The 16,645-nt window shown below is 36.4% G+C and carries 12 protein-coding genes; 1 reads left to right on the forward strand and 11 read right to left on the reverse strand.

The genetic code is table 11. The features are described 5' to 3' along the window. Nucleotides 1-81: 81 nt before the first annotated feature. Nucleotides 82-1,239: an iron-containing alcohol dehydrogenase family protein gene (locus tag P3F56_RS02920; protein WP_281153310.1), complete on the reverse strand. Its 1,158-nt coding sequence runs from the start codon at nt 1,237-1,239 to the stop codon at nt 82-84. A 184-nt stretch (nt 1,240-1,423) separates the two neighbouring features. Beyond that, on the reverse strand, nt 1,424-1,837 hold the full coding sequence (locus P3F56_RS02925) for a universal stress protein (RefSeq protein ID WP_281153311.1): 414 nt from the start codon (nt 1,835-1,837) through the stop codon (nt 1,424-1,426). 202 nt (nt 1,838-2,039) lie between these two features. On the opposite strand from P3F56_RS02925, the gene P3F56_RS02930 reads away from it, so the two are divergent. Continuing rightward, nucleotides 2,040-3,242: a phosphoglycerate kinase gene (locus tag P3F56_RS02930; RefSeq protein WP_281153312.1), complete on the forward strand. Its 1,203-nt coding sequence runs from the start codon at nt 2,040-2,042 to the stop codon at nt 3,240-3,242. Between the two features lie 202 nt (nt 3,243-3,444). On the opposite strand, the gene petE is transcribed toward P3F56_RS02930, so the two are convergent. The 9 genes from petE to phoU all read right to left on the reverse strand — a co-directional run bounded on the left by petE (nt 3,445) and on the right by phoU (nt 16,610). After that, the gene (gene petE, locus P3F56_RS02935; RefSeq protein ID WP_281153313.1) at nt 3,445-3,804 is read right to left on the reverse strand and encodes a plastocyanin; all 360 of its coding nucleotides are present in this window, start codon (nt 3,802-3,804) and stop codon (nt 3,445-3,447) included. A gap of 135 nt (nt 3,805-3,939) precedes the next feature. Beyond that, a complete protein-coding gene (locus P3F56_RS02940; protein ID WP_281153314.1) occupies nt 3,940-5,127 on the reverse strand; it encodes an aspartate aminotransferase in 1,188 nt (395 codons plus the stop codon). Nucleotides 5,128-5,999: 872 nt separating this feature from the next. After that, a complete protein-coding gene (locus tag P3F56_RS02945; RefSeq protein WP_281153315.1) occupies nt 6,000-6,155 on the reverse strand; it encodes a hypothetical protein in 156 nt (51 codons plus the stop codon). Between the two features lie 251 nt (nt 6,156-6,406). Continuing rightward, nucleotides 6,407-7,600, reverse strand: a complete 1,194-nt coding sequence (locus P3F56_RS02950; RefSeq protein ID WP_281153316.1) for an anhydro-N-acetylmuramic acid kinase — start codon at nt 7,598-7,600, stop codon at nt 6,407-6,409. Nucleotides 7,601-9,836: 2,236 nt separating this feature from the next. Beyond that, nucleotides 9,837-10,724, reverse strand: coding sequence for a phosphatidate cytidylyltransferase (locus tag P3F56_RS02955; RefSeq protein ID WP_281153317.1), 888 nt, complete (start codon nt 10,722-10,724; stop codon nt 9,837-9,839). A 200-nt stretch (nt 10,725-10,924) separates the two neighbouring features. Further along, the gene (gene cbiT, locus P3F56_RS02960) at nt 10,925-11,515 is read right to left on the reverse strand and encodes a precorrin-6Y C5,15-methyltransferase subunit CbiT (RefSeq protein ID WP_281153318.1); all 591 of its coding nucleotides are present in this window, start codon (nt 11,513-11,515) and stop codon (nt 10,925-10,927) included. 95 nt (nt 11,516-11,610) lie between these two features. Further along, complete coding sequence (tgt, locus tag P3F56_RS02965) at nt 11,611-12,711, reverse strand: tRNA guanosine(34) transglycosylase Tgt (RefSeq protein ID WP_281153319.1); 1,101 nt, start codon at nt 12,709-12,711, stop codon at nt 11,611-11,613. Between the two features lie 1,155 nt (nt 12,712-13,866). Continuing rightward, on the reverse strand, nt 13,867-15,615 hold the full coding sequence (locus P3F56_RS02970; protein ID WP_281153320.1) for an iron uptake porin: 1,749 nt from the start codon (nt 15,613-15,615) through the stop codon (nt 13,867-13,869). Between the two features lie 332 nt (nt 15,616-15,947). Continuing rightward, a complete protein-coding gene (phoU, locus tag P3F56_RS02975; protein WP_281153321.1) occupies nt 15,948-16,610 on the reverse strand; it encodes a phosphate signaling complex protein PhoU in 663 nt (220 codons plus the stop codon). Between the last annotated feature and the right edge of the window lie 35 nt (nt 16,611-16,645).

Consider the following 16,645-nt stretch of genomic DNA (forward strand, 5'->3'; position numbering starts at 1 on the left):
TTCTTCAATAAAGTATACTTTATTTTGCTGCTTTTTTGAAAGTATTGGGCGAATTTTAACTTAAATACTGTAAAAGAAAATCTAGATATTTGAGGAAACTCTGTTAGAAACAAGATCACTAGTAGTAGATACCATTGCTGCTAATAATTGTTCAGATGAAACTACAAAGGGAAGGCGATGAATATCTGATTCAGGACGACAAGTGATCTCTGCTGCTCGGCGCAATTCATCTAATGTTACTCTAGATAATCCTAACTCCTCTAAAGTTTTTGGTAGACCAATTTCCTCATAAAATTTTAGTAATTGCTGTCGGGAGGAAACCGCCAATTGATTGCTCTGGATCATTTCTTCTAGGCGCAATTGGACTAGAATGCCATAGGCAACTTTTTCCCCGTGTAAAATACTGTGGGCTGCCCCAATATGGGTTAATCCATTGTGGACTGCATGGGCAGCTACAGTACGGCAATTAGCTCCACCTAACCCCCCAATAACTCCAGCTAATAAAACACAAGCATCAACTACTTCTCGCCACGCCTCACCTCCAGGAGTTTTCAGAGCAGCTACTGATTTCTGAAATAATAGATCCCGTAATACTCGTGCTTGTTGAACAGCAGCAATAGTAAGGGTAGTAGTAGAGTCACCACTACTGACAGAAGCTTCATACCATTTAGCGATCGCGTCGCCTATTCCTGCCACTAAAGTTCGTTCTGAGGCCGTTTTGATAATGGCGTAGTCTAAAATCAGTAAATCGGGGCATCTTGATAAAGAAACGTCGTGTTGAAATGCCCCTTCATTAGAATAAATATTTGACAAAGCTGTCCACGCTGCACAGGTAGCGGCTGAAGTTGGGACAGTGATAATGGGTAACTGATGTTGATGGGCTAGTAACTTGGCGGTATCGAGGGCTTTACCCCCTCCCACCCCGATAATAACGTCTCCTTGATGCTCCTTAAGTGTCGTTGTAAGAGCGTCTAAAGAGCTTTCTGAACAGTCAGGTGTATAGATAGCATAGGCTGACTTTAGCTTACATTTACTGATGATAGAATCAAAGTAAGGGGAAATCACCTTAAGAGTTTGCTGTCCTCCCACCACTAAAGGACGCTGGCCAAAACTGGCAATCACGTTTCGAGCTTGAGACAAGACCCCCTCTCCCTTGATCACTTGACTAGGGGAGACTAACAAAGGAGTTAAGGTTGTTGTAGACATACAAGAAAGGACGGGAGAAGTTTCTGAGGACATTGCTACGGACTAATCTAATCTTGTTAAATTGAATACACTTAATCATTTAACCTAGCAAATCTATTAAGTTAATCACACTTTAACTCAAAAAACAGATCTCTCCCAAGTTTGAAGGAAAGTGGAAGAGGGAGAGAGGAAAAAACAAGAGAAAAACTTTAACTTTTACCTTTTGCTTTACTGAAGGTTAGGGAATAATTAAAACTGGACAAGGAGATAGGTTAATCACACGATTGGTAACGCTCTCGGATGCGCCTTCCATCGTTAACCCCAGTCCTCGACACCCCATAATAATTAAATCTGCATTAACTTCATCAGCCACATCGCAGATGGTAAATGATGGCATTCCCTCCCGTTCAATAAGATCGGCCTCGATGCCTTTGTTAGCAAAAAGTGCATGAGCCCCTTGCAGCAATTTTGCCACTGCATCAGCAGACCCCATAATTCTCCCTTGCTCAATTTTTTGTTCTTCTGACGGTTCTTCTACGACCGATAGCAATATAAGACGACTATTGCAGGTTTTGACGATATTAGCTACGGTTTCCGCAGCCTCGCGGGCTTCCCGACTTTGATCCACAGGGAATAAAACGGTAGTAAACATGACTTATCCATCTCCTGTACATACATTCCAAGATAATCAGTAACATCAAGTACCGCCTGATTTCTTGCTTGTCTTCCTATTATCTCAGGAATTATTTCGATATTAATCTTGAGACGAGAATAATTTTGAGTCATTTTTTGGTCAATATCGATGTTAGTCTTTTTTTTGAATTATCAAACAATCATTTTAAAGGAGATTGACAATGGCTAAAAAGACCATCCTAAACTTGTCGGCGGCCGAATTAGCTGGAAGACGGGTTTTAGTTCGCGTTGACTTTAATGTTCCCCTCGATGGAATGACTATTATTGATGATACTCGAATTCGGACAGCCTTACCAACCATTAAAGATTTAATGGAAAAAGGAGCTAAGGTGATTCTTTGTAGTCACATGGGTCGTCCCAAGGGAAAAGTGGTGGATAGTCTGCGTCTTACCCCTGTCGCTGCACGCTTGTCTGAATTATTAGAACAAGAGGTGGTAGTATGTCGTGATTGCGTTGGAGACTCCGTAACTAGAAAGCTTAGTAAGCTTGAAAGCGGTCAAGTGGCTTTGCTTGAAAACCTCCGCTTCCATCCAGAGGAAGAAAGAAATGACCCAGAATTTGCTAAGCAATTGGCTTTTAATGCCGATTTATATGTCAATGATGCTTTTGCATCTGCTCACCGTGCCCATGCTTCTACGGAGGGAGTTACTCACTATCTCAGCCCTAGTGTTGCGGGCTATTTAATTGAGAAGGAACTCAATTATTTTCAAGCAGCACTTAAAAAACCCCAACGTCCTTTAGCAGCAATTATTGGTGGTTCTAAAGTTTCTGACAAAATTGGAGTAATTGAAACTCTACTAGAAAAATGTGACAAGCTAATTATTGGTGGAGGAATGATTTTTACCTTCTATAAAGCTCGTGGTTTTAGTGTTGGTAAATCTTTAGTTGAAAATGATAAATTAGAATTAGCTAAGTCTCTCGAAGCTAGAGCTAAAGAAAAAGGTGTAGATTTTTTGTTACCTTCTGATGTGGTTTTGGCAGACAACTTTGCTTCAAATGCTAATAATAAAACTGTCAGTGTTGATAGCATTGAAGACGGCTGGATGGGGTTAGATATCGGACCTAATTCCATTAAATTATTCCAAGAAGCTTTAGCTGATTGTAAAACAGTGATTTGGAATGGACCTATGGGAGTTTTTGAATTCGATAAATTTTCCGTTGGAACGGAAGCAATAGCTCAGACTTTAGCGGATTTGACCGAAACTGGAACCACTACTATCATTGGAGGCGGTGACTCTGTTGCTGCGGTAGAAAAAGTTGGAGTTGCTGAAAGAATAAGTCACATTTCCACTGGTGGTGGTGCCAGTCTAGACTTTCTAGAAGGTAAAACTTTACCCGGTATCACTGCTTTAGACGAAGCTTAATTTTTAGCTTAGTTTATTTTTAAAGTTGGCAAAATTTAGTTGTTAGCAATAATGATGAATTTTGTTTCTTTCCCGAATTGCTAGTGTATGGAAAACTCTTTTAATTTAAGGAAACTTTAGACTACAATAATACCCACGAATGAATGCTATCCGTGGGCTTAATTTTATATTATAATTAATTCCAAATTAATTATAATATAAACTATTTGACGATTATTTTACCTACCATACCAGCACCACGATGAGGTTCACACCAGTAAGTGTATTCCCCAGGTTCGTTGAAGGTAGCCTCAAAAGACTCTCCAGGAGAAAATACAAGACCCTCATGGTTGTACTCACTCGCCTTATCAAAAACAACGTTGTGGGGAGGTAATTTATTGTTTACCCATTTAATGGTGTCCCCAGCACTGATTTTAACTTGTTTAGGTTCAAACGCAAGCATTCCGTTATCTGCACCCATTTTCACCGTAACAGTTTCAGCAGCAACAGGGCTAACAGCTACAAGGAAGCTAGAGACGACCAGCACAACAGCAGCAAAAAACAAGCCTAATTTATTTGACATTCGGTTAATCCTGTAAATAGTTTAATGACCTTAGCGGTTTAGCTTGTCACCCATTTTACTATGTTTACTCAAATATGACTACTAACTTTGACAGTTTGTCTTTTGACAAATTTCTAAAACTTTGCTGGGAACTGCCTATTGCTGGTAACAAATTCCTGCTTGTTTAAGACGGAGTAAAGCTTCTTCCAGACGATCACAATCAGCGATTAAACTGATACGAACATATCCCTCACCCCCTTCCCCAAAAGCATTACCAGGAGTGAACACAATTCCTGTTTTTTGTAACACATCGAGAGCAAAATCCGTCGAATTTATTCCCAATGGACAGGGAACCCAAAGATACATAGTCGCTTTAGAAGGAGTTATTTCCCAGCCCAATTTTCTTAAGCCGTTAATCAAAACGTCTCGCCGTTTTTGATAGCGTTCTTGAACTTGTTTGATGTAGATATCTGGCAGTTGTAAAGCTGTTTGAGCTGCGGTTTGAATAGCGGAAAAGATCCCATAATCCAAATTAGTTTTTAGGGTTCGTAGTCCTTGAATAATATCGGCATTACCCACTACAAACCCCACACGCCATCCGGCCATATTGTAAGTTTTCGAGAGAGTATGAAACTCTACCCCAATTTTTTTAGCCTCTGGAATCTCTAATAAACTAGTGGGTTGATAACCATCAAAAGCCAGTTCCGCGTAACACAAATCGTGGACTAAAATAACTTCGTAGTGATTAGCCCAGTTGACAATTTCTTCAAAGAATTCTCTTGGAGCAGTTGCTGTGGTTGGATTATTAGGATAATTGAAATAGATTAGTTTAGCTCTTTGAGCAATAGTTTCAGATATCTTAGTCAAATCAATCAACCAGTCTTGTTGAACTGATAAAATGAGCGGATATAACTCTCCTCCAGCAATTAAAGGACCACGAAAATGGGCTGGGTAGGCAGGACTAGGGACTAATACTACATCCCCAGGATTCACATAAGCTAAAGCTAAATGAACTAAACCTTCTTTGGAACCAATTAAGGGCAATACTTCACAACTGGGATCGAGATCAACGCTGTAACACTTTTGGTACCAAGCTGTAATGGATTGGCGAAAACTAGCAGTTCCTTCGAAAGGAGGATAGCCGTGGGTTTGGGGTTCAGCTAAAGAGGTGATCGCTGCATTAATGACAGGTTGAGGTGCACAACCGTCGGGATTACCCATTCCTAGGTCAATTAAATCTAATCCTTGTTCGGTTGCCCGCGCTTTAAGTTCATCTAGACGGGCAAAAACGTAGGGGGGTAAAGCCTTTAAGCGATCGGCACGGCGAATCCAGTTGACACTCATCGTTACGGAAGCTTAGCAAAATATACACAGGTTTTCATTCTCCCATTAATGAGGTCATTTTAACTATTTATCTACTGACAATGTCTTTCTTTTCTAGCATTCCCAACAAATCGGTAAAAGTTTCTTTTGAGTTTTTCATAGTGTGGGGGAAAAATTTTTTTGTTTAGGTTTATTGTCAGTACAGGTCATTTTCAGACGGAAATCTTTAACGGATGGAAGCTATTTTAGTCCAAACAGTCTCAATATTGATGGTGAGTCCAATCAGGAGGGATTAGCAATTATGTTTTTGTCGGATTTAGACTGACCTGGTTCTACTTTTTCTAAAGTTTAAAGCGGCTTATTGATGCTTTAGGGTCGATATTAATTTTAGTAAAATATCCTAGGATTAGATTTTCAAGTATTGATGGGGAATGCTCTTGAGAGGGCATAGATTTGAGCTTGTCATAATATTGAGCTTCATATCAACCTTCAAAAGAAGAGTTTGCTGAGAAAAGGAACATTTCCAAAATCTAAAATTTTCACCGATTTTCTTAAAGCCTCATCTTGTGTAATGATGACATTACTAGGTTTAATATTTCGGGAAGTAATAGAACACAAAGGCATCTTAAAATTAAATACCTTTTAAGATATCTTTGTTAAGTATATTTATTTTGTTAGCATTAAAAAATGATTGAGTAGCACACAGCAAAACTTAATAATTTGGTTAAGGGACTCTACTCCAAAGTATTACATGCCTATAGAAGGCTATTTTTTTCATCTACACTACAGTCTTTAAATAATGTGTACATTCTTCCTCTAAGAAAACAAAAACCTATCACACTTCATCCGATTATCCTTACCGGTAAGGATAATCGGATGAAGTGTGATAGTCGTTAAAGACTTGTAATGATAGATTCGAGTTGACTTTCTAAGGTTACTTCCAGGTATTGGATTAGATAGTGATCCCCCAAGATCTCACTTAATAAATAATTAAATACTATTGCCAAGGCGATAGGAAATTTTAAGGCCGCTACGCTATTGACGATCATCTAAAGCTCAATATCTTTGGATAATCGAATCAGAAGCAATACTACTTTTTTTTCCACCCTTTTGAAAAAGCTGTGTTCCAAGAAATAACTATAGTGTCTAGGCTCCATTAAAAATGTATAAGCCGACTTATCATCTCTAATTACCTTTGACAAAAGTGATCAGGGACTTTTAGTTTTAAGGTTAAATTTAAAGTTTCTTTCCTAACCTTTGAGTAATTATCTACCATAATGACGATTTAGACGGCAACCTTCTATCCGAAAGACTTAGAACTAAGGCTATTTTTTTCCCAATCAATGGGCAGATGAATTTCTCCTAATAGCATGGGACGTTTTCCCCCTGTTACTTGGGGTAAGTTACCCGATATACCACAAACAAACCGCCAGTAAGCTAGGACACTAAAAGCAATAGATTCTTTGAAGTCTGTACTAATTCCGAGATCATTGGTAGTCAAAATTTGGGAATTAAGTAAGTGTTTTTGTAATCGTTGGGCCAAATATTGATTACGACTTCCTCCACCACATAGTAGGATTTCATTAATAGGTTTATTGATAAATCGGTGATAGCTATCGGCAATTGAGGCGGCTGTTAATTCTGTTATGGTGGCTAACCAGTCTTCGTTTGTGAGATGATACGTTCGTGCGTCTTGCCAACATTGTTCTAGGTAAACATAGCCAAACAACTCTCGTCCTGTTGATTTGGGCGGTGGTTGTTGAAAAAATTCTTGTTTTAGCCATTGTTGGACCAAGGGTTTACAGGGAGTTCCCTGAGATGCCCATTGACCATTATTGTCGTAGGTTTGTCGCCCATTGGTCAATTTTTGAACGGCTAAGTCAATTAAAATATTTCCTGGACCTGTATCCCATCCACGAATTTCTTGTTCCCAGTGGGGTTGTTGATGAGGAGGGAGATAAGTAACATTCCCAATGCCCCCAATGTTTTGAACACAGCGATGGCGAGTAGTATGGCTCAATAAACAGGCGTCAACCTTAGACACTAAGGGCGCACCTTGTCCTCCAACAGCGATATCAGCTACCCGAAAGTTACTGACAGTAGGAATTCCCGTTAAATTGGCAATAACTGATCCTCGCCCTAATTGTACACTGTATCCTAATTGGGTTTCTTTGTTACCTTCCTTAAGGGGTCGGTGAAAAACAGTTTGTCCATGAGATCCAATTAATTCCACTTGGGGATGACTTTCTTGAATCATTTTGGCGGCCTGGGCAAAACAATAGGCGATAGCGTCATCTAATCGGGCAAATTCTTCAATAGAAATTGGTTTTCCTCCACAAACTTCTATTATTTTGGATTTGAGATCTTTGGGATAAGGATAGATTTTTCCTGAAAGTAAATTAGTTTTTAAGTCTAGTTCTGTTCCGGTAATTTCGACTAAAGCAGCATCAATTCCATCAACAGATGTGCCACTCATTAAACCAATGCAATACATAATTTTGTTCCTAATTTTTAAAAAGTTGAGTTGATTAATTTTTTCTAGAGTTCTCTAATGGTGTTTTCCCAGGTTAAATTACCTTACTTAGATAATTTATGATAACAATCCGCCGTCTTATCATAAATATGATAAACAAGTTTATTTTTCATATATCAAGGATGCTTTGTATAGGAAATTTTGCCAATATTTATCAATCTTATTAAGACGCTTAAGAGAAAAGCATAAGATAAGTTTTTTAGCTTTTTATATAAAAATTGCTAATACTTGTATGAAAAATCTGTTTTTGTCATTGCTAAAATATTTATTTTTAATTTAAAAATAAATATTTTATTGTTTTTATAAGTAAATTAAATGAATTTCCTCTTTTCTAGATTTAGAAAATATACATTCTATTAGGTTTATTTTTTTTATTCTACTAAACCTAGTGTGAAAAAACAACAATATAAGGGCAAGGTTTAATGATCGATTAAAGGCTAATTATAAGTTATTTGTAGTATATGATGATGATTATCATACTATGTTTTGTTCTTAAATTAAAGTATGTCAGATTCAATTCTTAACTTAAGTGATACTTATGGCATCAAATTCTAAACTCAGCTTAATGAATAAGGTTTTATATTTAGAAATATTTGCTATGTCTAAACTTAGATTTATTGTGTTTAATTTAAAAAATACTTTATCAAAAAAATAAATTAACTATTAGGAATTAATCTTTGGCAAATCAAACTATCTATCTTAAAATTAATCATAGTAAAATGAGATATAATTGTTCTGAAGGTTTTCTTATTTAAGAGTCAATCAACATCAAAAACAACAAAAATATAGTTATCTAACAACAAAAGCAAATCATATTAAAATATTTAAATATCTATTTTTTATTCTTAAATGGATATTTAAATAGTTACTAATTGATGTAGTTGCTATAATTTATTACCACTATATAATAGTGGTAATAAACATGAACAAAATAACAAAAAAAGAACATATAAAAAAGTATAAAAAACAGTAAAATAGCCAAAATTCAAGAAGAATAGGTTCTAACTAAAACTTAAAAAGTTTAGTATATAGTTTTCTAAAATTTACAAATATATTGTAAATTTATTTATGCTATAAGTTAAAATCTTAACAGATGTATTTTGTACACTACAGCAAGTTATTAATTAATGAAATAATCTTAAAAGATCCTTAATTTAAGATTTTAAAATTTTGAATATACTAGTCATAAATAAAAACAATCAGACCTAAAATAAGTGCAAATATATTTTTATAATTTTGCATAAAAATAAAAAAAATATAGAAATAAAAAAATAAAAAGTAAAATTTACATAAATATGTAAAACGTCATTATTTATATCGAAAATGAACTAATTATAAAAAGTAATTTGGGATAATTTACAACAATAACTTGGGCTAGGTATCAAAACTATGCAAATTAGCTAATTGGCATTATAAACTTTATTTATTGGACTGAGAAAACTGTTATATGATGAGATTGTTCAGATAAATATCACCCATTTTTACTAAGTAAAAATTTTATAAAAAGTAGAAGATGTTAACAATAAATAAAAGTTGATCTAAATAAAAAATTACGTATTTAGAAATATCGTTAACTTTCAAGGCTTAGGTATCTTGAATTAGTATTTATCTAGTTAATTAGAGATCCTAAGTTTATCCTAAACAATTTTTGTAATAGAAAGATGTCAAGTCAAGAGTTAAACTAGAATTCTGTCTGGAAAATCTAGTTAATATCTAAGTTAGAGAGTGATCGATTAAATATTATCACTTTTATTCAAAAAATAATAAAATACGTGGTCTTTTCTTCTAGTGATTTATTAAAGAATGAACCCAAATCAAAACTAAGTTGCACTTATAACAATTAATATTTTTAATTAATTTTTAGGATTATTGTAGGAAGATCATTAAAATTATTATTTGTTTGGCTATTTAGCAATTTAAGCATGTAAAAATTAGTCAGTTTTAGAAAAGAGAGAAAAATATACTCATTTAATTTTTGAGAAAATTATGTAGTTAACGATTAGGACTGGATTTAAGTTATTGATAATAAGTGACTATATTTCCTTATTCCGCAAGAATAAAAAATAGTTTATTATTAAAAATAAACCGTAAAACGTCTAACCTAAAAGTTCCAATAATTAGGAATTAATTCTGATCAGATCTAAAGTCAAAAAAATAATTTATATTCAGAAATTAACATTTTAAATAGTACTTAATTCTAGTCAAGTAAAGGCAGAAATAAAGTGACAAAATAATAGACTAAAGGAGCGGTAAAAACATAACTATCGGTGCGATCTAAAATACCTCCGTGACCAGGAATTAATTGACCTGAATCTTTGACTCCTGCATCTCGTTTCATCATTGACTCAGTCAAGTCACCTAATAAGCTAACAATACCGATTAATATCCCTAATAAGAGTCCGGTTAAATACCCATAGGGCCAAGTTAAATACCAAGCTCCTAATTCAGCAACGATAATGCTTCCTAAAAGTCCAAAAATTGCTCCTTCAACTGTTTTTTTAGGGCTAATATCGGATAAACGCGTTCTACCCAACCATTTCCCCATAATATAAGCTCCAATATCTGCCGCCCAAATACAGCCAAAGGCAATAAAAGTCACCATCAACGTAGGAGGAAATAAGTTAGGTTCAGTCCATGATTTCGGCCAAAATCCCATCAATGAGAAATTATTACTAGCAATATTTACCGTGGGAACAGTATTGGCAAACCCGACCCGTAATCTTATCCAGTAACTAGGTAAATACCCCCCATAAAATAACCCTAAGATAGAGGTTGAGATATCAGCAATAGTGGCTAGTTTAGGTTGAAATAACAAGTAAAAACAAATTAAAGCCCCTGTTAAAGGAAATAGGGCATCGGTCAGAGGAGGAGCAACAGCAGCAGTGATTAGTAATACTTGAGACACTACTAAGGTCGTTTTAGCAGCAGGAATAATACCTTTTGCCCAGACTAATTGAAAATATTCTAGTTGTCCTAAGAAAACGATTAGGCAAAGTCCTAGGGTGAAATACCACCCTCCAACGATGAGCATGGTCAAGGCGAGGGCGATAGTAACAATAGTACTGATAATCCGAGTCCAAGGCATAAGCTAGAGTGAGATTTAGGTGAAAAGATCAAGAAATTCTTATAAAGGAAAAACAAATGTTTATGGAAAATCAACAAGTTCTCGTATCTCTAATCGTATCTCTAATCGTATCTCTAATTGTATAAATCCTCTGAGGATGAAAGCAGCTTAATTTGAATTATAGAAAATGTTTTCACGTTACCAACTTCTTTTCTTAGAAATTAAAACTTTTCTCCACTCAGAATAAAACTAGGATCAACAGCAGCGAAAACCTGATGAAGTCCTCTAGTCTCTAGACGATTTACCCCTGATTGAACAACTTCTATGTTACGAGCTTGTAGTGAGGCTAACCCTTCTGAAATCAAATACAGGGTTTCTAGATTACTTGCGGTGGCTATTAACCTACCTTCAGGCTTTAAAAACTGCCACGCTTCTGTCACGATATTTTTAATTGGCCGGCCCCCTTCGATACAAATGCGATCAGGTAAGGGTTGCAATTGGTTGAAACATTCAGGTGCACTACTTTCAAAAATCTTGACATTTGTGACTCCAAAGCGATCACAGTTATTTCGGATTAGTTTTACCACGTCTTCGTCTCTTTCTACAGCAATAATAGTACTTTCAGGACATAACAAACCAATTTCTACAGGAATTGTACCTGTTCCTGCACCGATATCCCAGAGAATTGAGTTAGCATTCAATCGTAGAGCAGAAATTAACAATAGACGAACTTCTCGTTTACTTAGGGGAATTCCCGGAAAGCATTCAAAAAGATGATCCGGAATGCCAGGAGTTTTGTGAGGCCAAAGCATAAGACAACAATATAATTTGATAATGATAATTAAGTCTATTATCAGAGGAAATGGGCAATTGGAAACACTATTCTAGTGTCTCATTTTTTAAGCTTTTAATTTAACCAATGACCAAATTCTTCTATAAACCGATCGCCTAAAATAGCTTCTCGAATTCGTTGAGTAAACCTAACTAATTCCGTAACGTTGTGTAGGGATAGAAGAATATATCCTAACATTTCCTGTGATCGCACTAAATGATTTAAATATGCCCTAGTAAAAGTCTGACAAGTATAACAGGGACAATCAGCATCAAGGGGATTAAAATCCTCGCGGAACTGGAAATTTTTTAGATTCCAACGTTCTCCTCCCACTAATGCGGTTCCGTGGCGGCCAAAACGGGTAGGGATTACACAATCAAATAGATCAATCCCGCACGCAATTGTCATAGCCATCTCCCGATAAGTTCCCACCCCCATTAAATAACGAGGTTTAGTTGCTGGAAGCAAGGGCGCGGTAATTTGTACAATTTTTCGAACTAAGGCTGGTTCTTCCCCGACACTAACTCCTCCAATAGCATATCCTGGTAAATCGAAGTCTATCAAAGACTTAGCTGCTGATATTCTTAATTCTGGATAAATTCCCCCTTGAACAATGCCAAACAAAGCTTGATCCTGGGGACGTTGGTGGGCATCAATACACCGTTCTAACCAACGATAAGTACGTTCAGTGGCTGCCGCAACTGTTGAATAATTTGCTTTACCTGGGGGACATTCATCAAAGGCCATAATCACATCAGCCCCCAAAGTATTTTGAATATGTATTGAACGTTCGGGAGTCAATTCAATAATTCTTCCATCCCTAGGAGAACGGAAAGTTACGCCAATTTCTCGAATTTGGCGTAACTCACTGAGACTAAACACTTGAAACCCACCAGAATCAGTAAGAATTGGACCTTTCCACCCCATAAACTGATGTATTCCCCCAGCTTTTCCAATCAGGGTTTCTCCGGGTTGTAAATGTAAGTGATAAGTATTGGCTAAAACCATTTGCGCTCCCGCTGTTTGCAGTTGAGCGGGGGTCAGCCCTTTCACTGTTGCTAGGGTCCCCACAGGCATAAATCGAGGGGTTTCTACCAGTCCATGAGGAGTGTGCAAAATTCCAACTCTAGCGTGAGTTTGACAACATTTTTTTTGAGTTTGAAATGAAAATCCCAAAGTGACTATAAAACCTAAAATTAATAGACTTATTCTATTGTAACTAAGTCATTGACATTGAATCTCTATTCAATAGTTTTAGATAAAAAAATCATTTATCAAGAGTTTCCTGATCAAACCTTCTAAAAACTCAATCAGAAAAAAATTTTCTCCGAGCAAAAAAAGTAGAAAGTGAATGTAGTACGCAAAGTGCAAACCTAGATACTATTGTTGTCAACATTACAATCGAGAATAACGTAAGTTTTAGAGATAAGCTAAGATATTTTTGTCTAATGGCGATATTGAGTTTCTACAATATAGTGAGTGTCTCAATTAGAAACTGCCAAGTCTTCTGTTAAAGCATTAATACGCAGCGCATCGGTGACGTTCCTGATTTAATACGAGTGTCAAGTAAGTCATCTCCAGTAAAACTGGTATTTAAGATGTAATGTAACTGATAACCTAAAATACTATTGTCGTCAGCAAATCGTCTTTTAAGTAGGTAGATAGCTATTATATTTGTGATGTAAAAATTATAAATATAAAGACAAAGTTTAATTGTCAGCAATAGACTTACAGAAGTTAATAATAACTATCTGGGTGGTATTAATCCTAGTAGATTTAGTATGATAATTCAATCATGCTATATTCAGCACTTTAACTTAATTTATACATATTAATTTGAGGAACAAAATCTTTTTTAAAATAAAATGGGAGTGGTTTGATTAATTAAAAAATAGTTAGCCATTAACTTCTATTTATTGTGGTTAAACTTTCAGGAAACTTCATCACAATAATTAATCAAACATTAAAATTAAAGATTTGCTTAGGGTGTAGAAAGTCATTTTTATTAAAATAGAGCGCCTTCAAAATTTAACTAGGTTAAAAATTAGTATCAAATTTAGGCTAACTGATGTTTCTATCAATTCCAAACTTTGTTTAAGCTTCTTATGCTAGAGAATTTTTCCAGAACGAGTTGACGGTTTACTTATTTCTTTAATAGTTTCTAACATAGTATTGTTTGTTTCTGTTCGACTGTCCTAAGCTTAAAAAAGGATTTTTTTTGAAAAAAATTAGTAAAAAAAACTTCCCTAATTCGGAGATAATGGTCACTAAACTAGGGAAATAATCAAAATCTGACATAAACTTAGATTAACTAAATCGGATTAACTGAGTTTAGAATTCGAAGGTGGTTCGTAAAGCACCAACCCAAATACTATTATTGTCATTATTGCTTTCGGGTTGAAGGATAACATAGAAACCAGGAGTTAGCAAAATGTTTGTGGTTAGGGGGTATTGATATTGAGCTTCAATGATGTAAGGAGTATCCTGGTCAGGAACTTGTAAATCTCCAGTAATGGCATCAACTCGTTGGGTATGGGTAAGAGCACCACCGGCAAACGAAAAAACAGCTCCTTCTTTAAAGATATCGACGAAGTTAAGGGCTGCCATCCAAGACCACAAGTCGGCACCAAAACTGCGACGACTGTTTCCATCTTTGTCAAGTCCTTGGGCGCGCCCTAATCCATAACCAACCCAACCGGTTAGGTTAAACATATCATTGATACGCCAGTTACCGTTAGCTCCGTAAGCATCAAGAATTGTCGGGGTTCCCAAGAAAGGATCACTAGCTAATCCACTACCGGTGCTAGAAGTCAAGTTGACATGATCCTCTTTGTAGTAAGTGTGTAGGTAGTGGAAGTTAAAGGCGAGATTGTCAGTCGGATAAAATCCAAGTTGACCCCCTGCTGTGAAGTTCCCATTAAATAAACCGCTTCCTAGTTCAGGATTAGCACCGTCATTATCAGGGGTCAAATAAAGCCCACGAACGGTAAACATATCATTGAATTCATAGGTAAAACCGGCACCAATACCTTCTTCACCCCTCATAGTTATGGGATCACGACGGACAAATCGTGACAATGCCCCAGTTCCTGAACTTTTTAGGAATGGATTTCCTTCATCAAAAATATCATCTACATCTAGGGAGTTACCTCCAACATAACCAGTGAAGTTCCTGATGGGAAAACGGTAGTATAAGTTGTCAATTTGAAGATCAGCATCGCTGTTAGCATCGTGTCCTAACCGTACCATGTTAGTCCCTGTGGCATGACTTAAGTTGAAGAGAGTTCCTGCTTCAAGACGAGTAGTTAGTCTATCCTTTCCGTTAAAACTAGTATTTAAGTTAAGACGAGCCCGATAACCAAAGGTCGCGTTATCGTCAATACGTCGTTGTGCGTCTGTGAATTTACCGTTTTGTAAGTCTTGATTAAACTCGTCTTGCTCACGAGCGTCTAAAGCCCGTTCCCCTGATGCAGAGGAAATAGTAAATAGCACTTCCCCTTTTGACTTAGTGGTAGTGGAAAACTGATGATTTTCGAGGAACGCCATCCTACGTTCGAGCTTATTGACCTGTGCGCCTAAGGCAATTAATTCCCGCTCAAATTCGTGAGTTAATCGCTTGAGGTTTTCAATGTCTTCTCGTAAAACAGCAACGTTTTCCTGTAAGAGTCGTTCAATGGTATTCAAACAAGCATTTAAGCCCGCTGCAAATTCCCAACGACTGGCGGAGCGGTCACCGCGGAAAGCTCGATCAGGATAACCGACAATACAACCATACCGTTCAACTAGACTTGATAGAGCTTCATAAGTCCAGTCAGTAGGAGATATATCCCGTAATTCTGAAACGTTGGTGACTTGGAAAGTAGAAGTACCAGATTTACGCTTAGAGGTACTACGATTAACGAAATTTTCCAATTTGGGACGATTTCGTAGAATCCCTAAAGCTTCTGTCGAGTTTATCACATCGGGGTTAACCGCTTCTATAACCGTTTCGGGAGATGCGATCACCCCTTGAGCAAATAAACATAGAATTCCCAAGACTCCTGAGGTTGCTTTGAGCATTTGACTAAAAAATCGTGACATTGGGAATAGTCCTCACACCTGAAATAAGAAGTACCAAAAACACCGAGTCTATAGAGTGTTCTTTGATACTCAGTTGAGCTTATTTTTAACTTCTAATCTAACAGACGAATTATACAAGATATATCAAAGTTTGGATGAAAATCAGTTAAGTTTTCTCAAAATTCTTGTAAAACAACGATAACAAAAGTTGGGTGGCTTTTTATTTTTTTTCAAAAATGACAATTTGATGAACAATCTATCTCTTTTCTTTTTTAAAAAATATTAAGGGGTTGTAGTTAAGAATACTCTTATTAACTTGATTGTGAGAATGCTCTGACAGATTCAGTTTAACCTCAATATCCAGTAACAATATAAGAAACTCGTTGAGCAATATTGGTAGAATGATCTGCCATTCTTTCTAGGTGGCAAATGGCTAAAGCTAATAAAAGAAACGGTTCAATGACTCCCTGAATATCTCGTTGACAAGCTAAAGTTCGATAAAGTTTTTCATAGGTGTCATCTACCGTATCGTCAAGTCGTTTAACCTGTTTTCCAGCATTGCCATCAAGTTCCACTAAGGCAACTAAGCTCGTGCCTAGCATTATTTGAGCATGATAGGACATAGCGGCGGCTTCTTTCATAAGAGGATGAGGGGGATAAGAAAGCAATTTTACAGCTATTTTTGCTAAATCTTTAGCATAATCCCCAATTCTTTCTAAGTCTCTGATTAGTTGCATAAAGGCGCTTACAAGGCGTAAATCTTGAGCCACAGGGGCTTGTAGTGTCATTAAGGTAGCGCAATCGAGTTCTATCTGTCGATAGTAGCGATCAACTTGTCGATCAATTTCGAGGATTTTGCTAACTGCGTCTAGATTCTGATTAAATAGGGCTTGATGACTAAGGCGGCAGGATTCTTCTACTAAGGTTCCCATTCGTAATACTTCTTGTTTTAGTCGTTTGAGACATCGCTCAGAGTGAGTACGTTTAGGGTAATTGTTATAATACGATAGGTTCACAGGACTTCTTGCAGAAGAAAGGCAAAAGACATTTG

The sequence above is a fragment of the cyanobacterium endosymbiont of Epithemia clementina EcSB genome, assembly GCF_029919255.1.
Classification (GTDB): domain Bacteria; phylum Cyanobacteriota; class Cyanobacteriia; order Cyanobacteriales; family Microcystaceae; genus Rippkaea.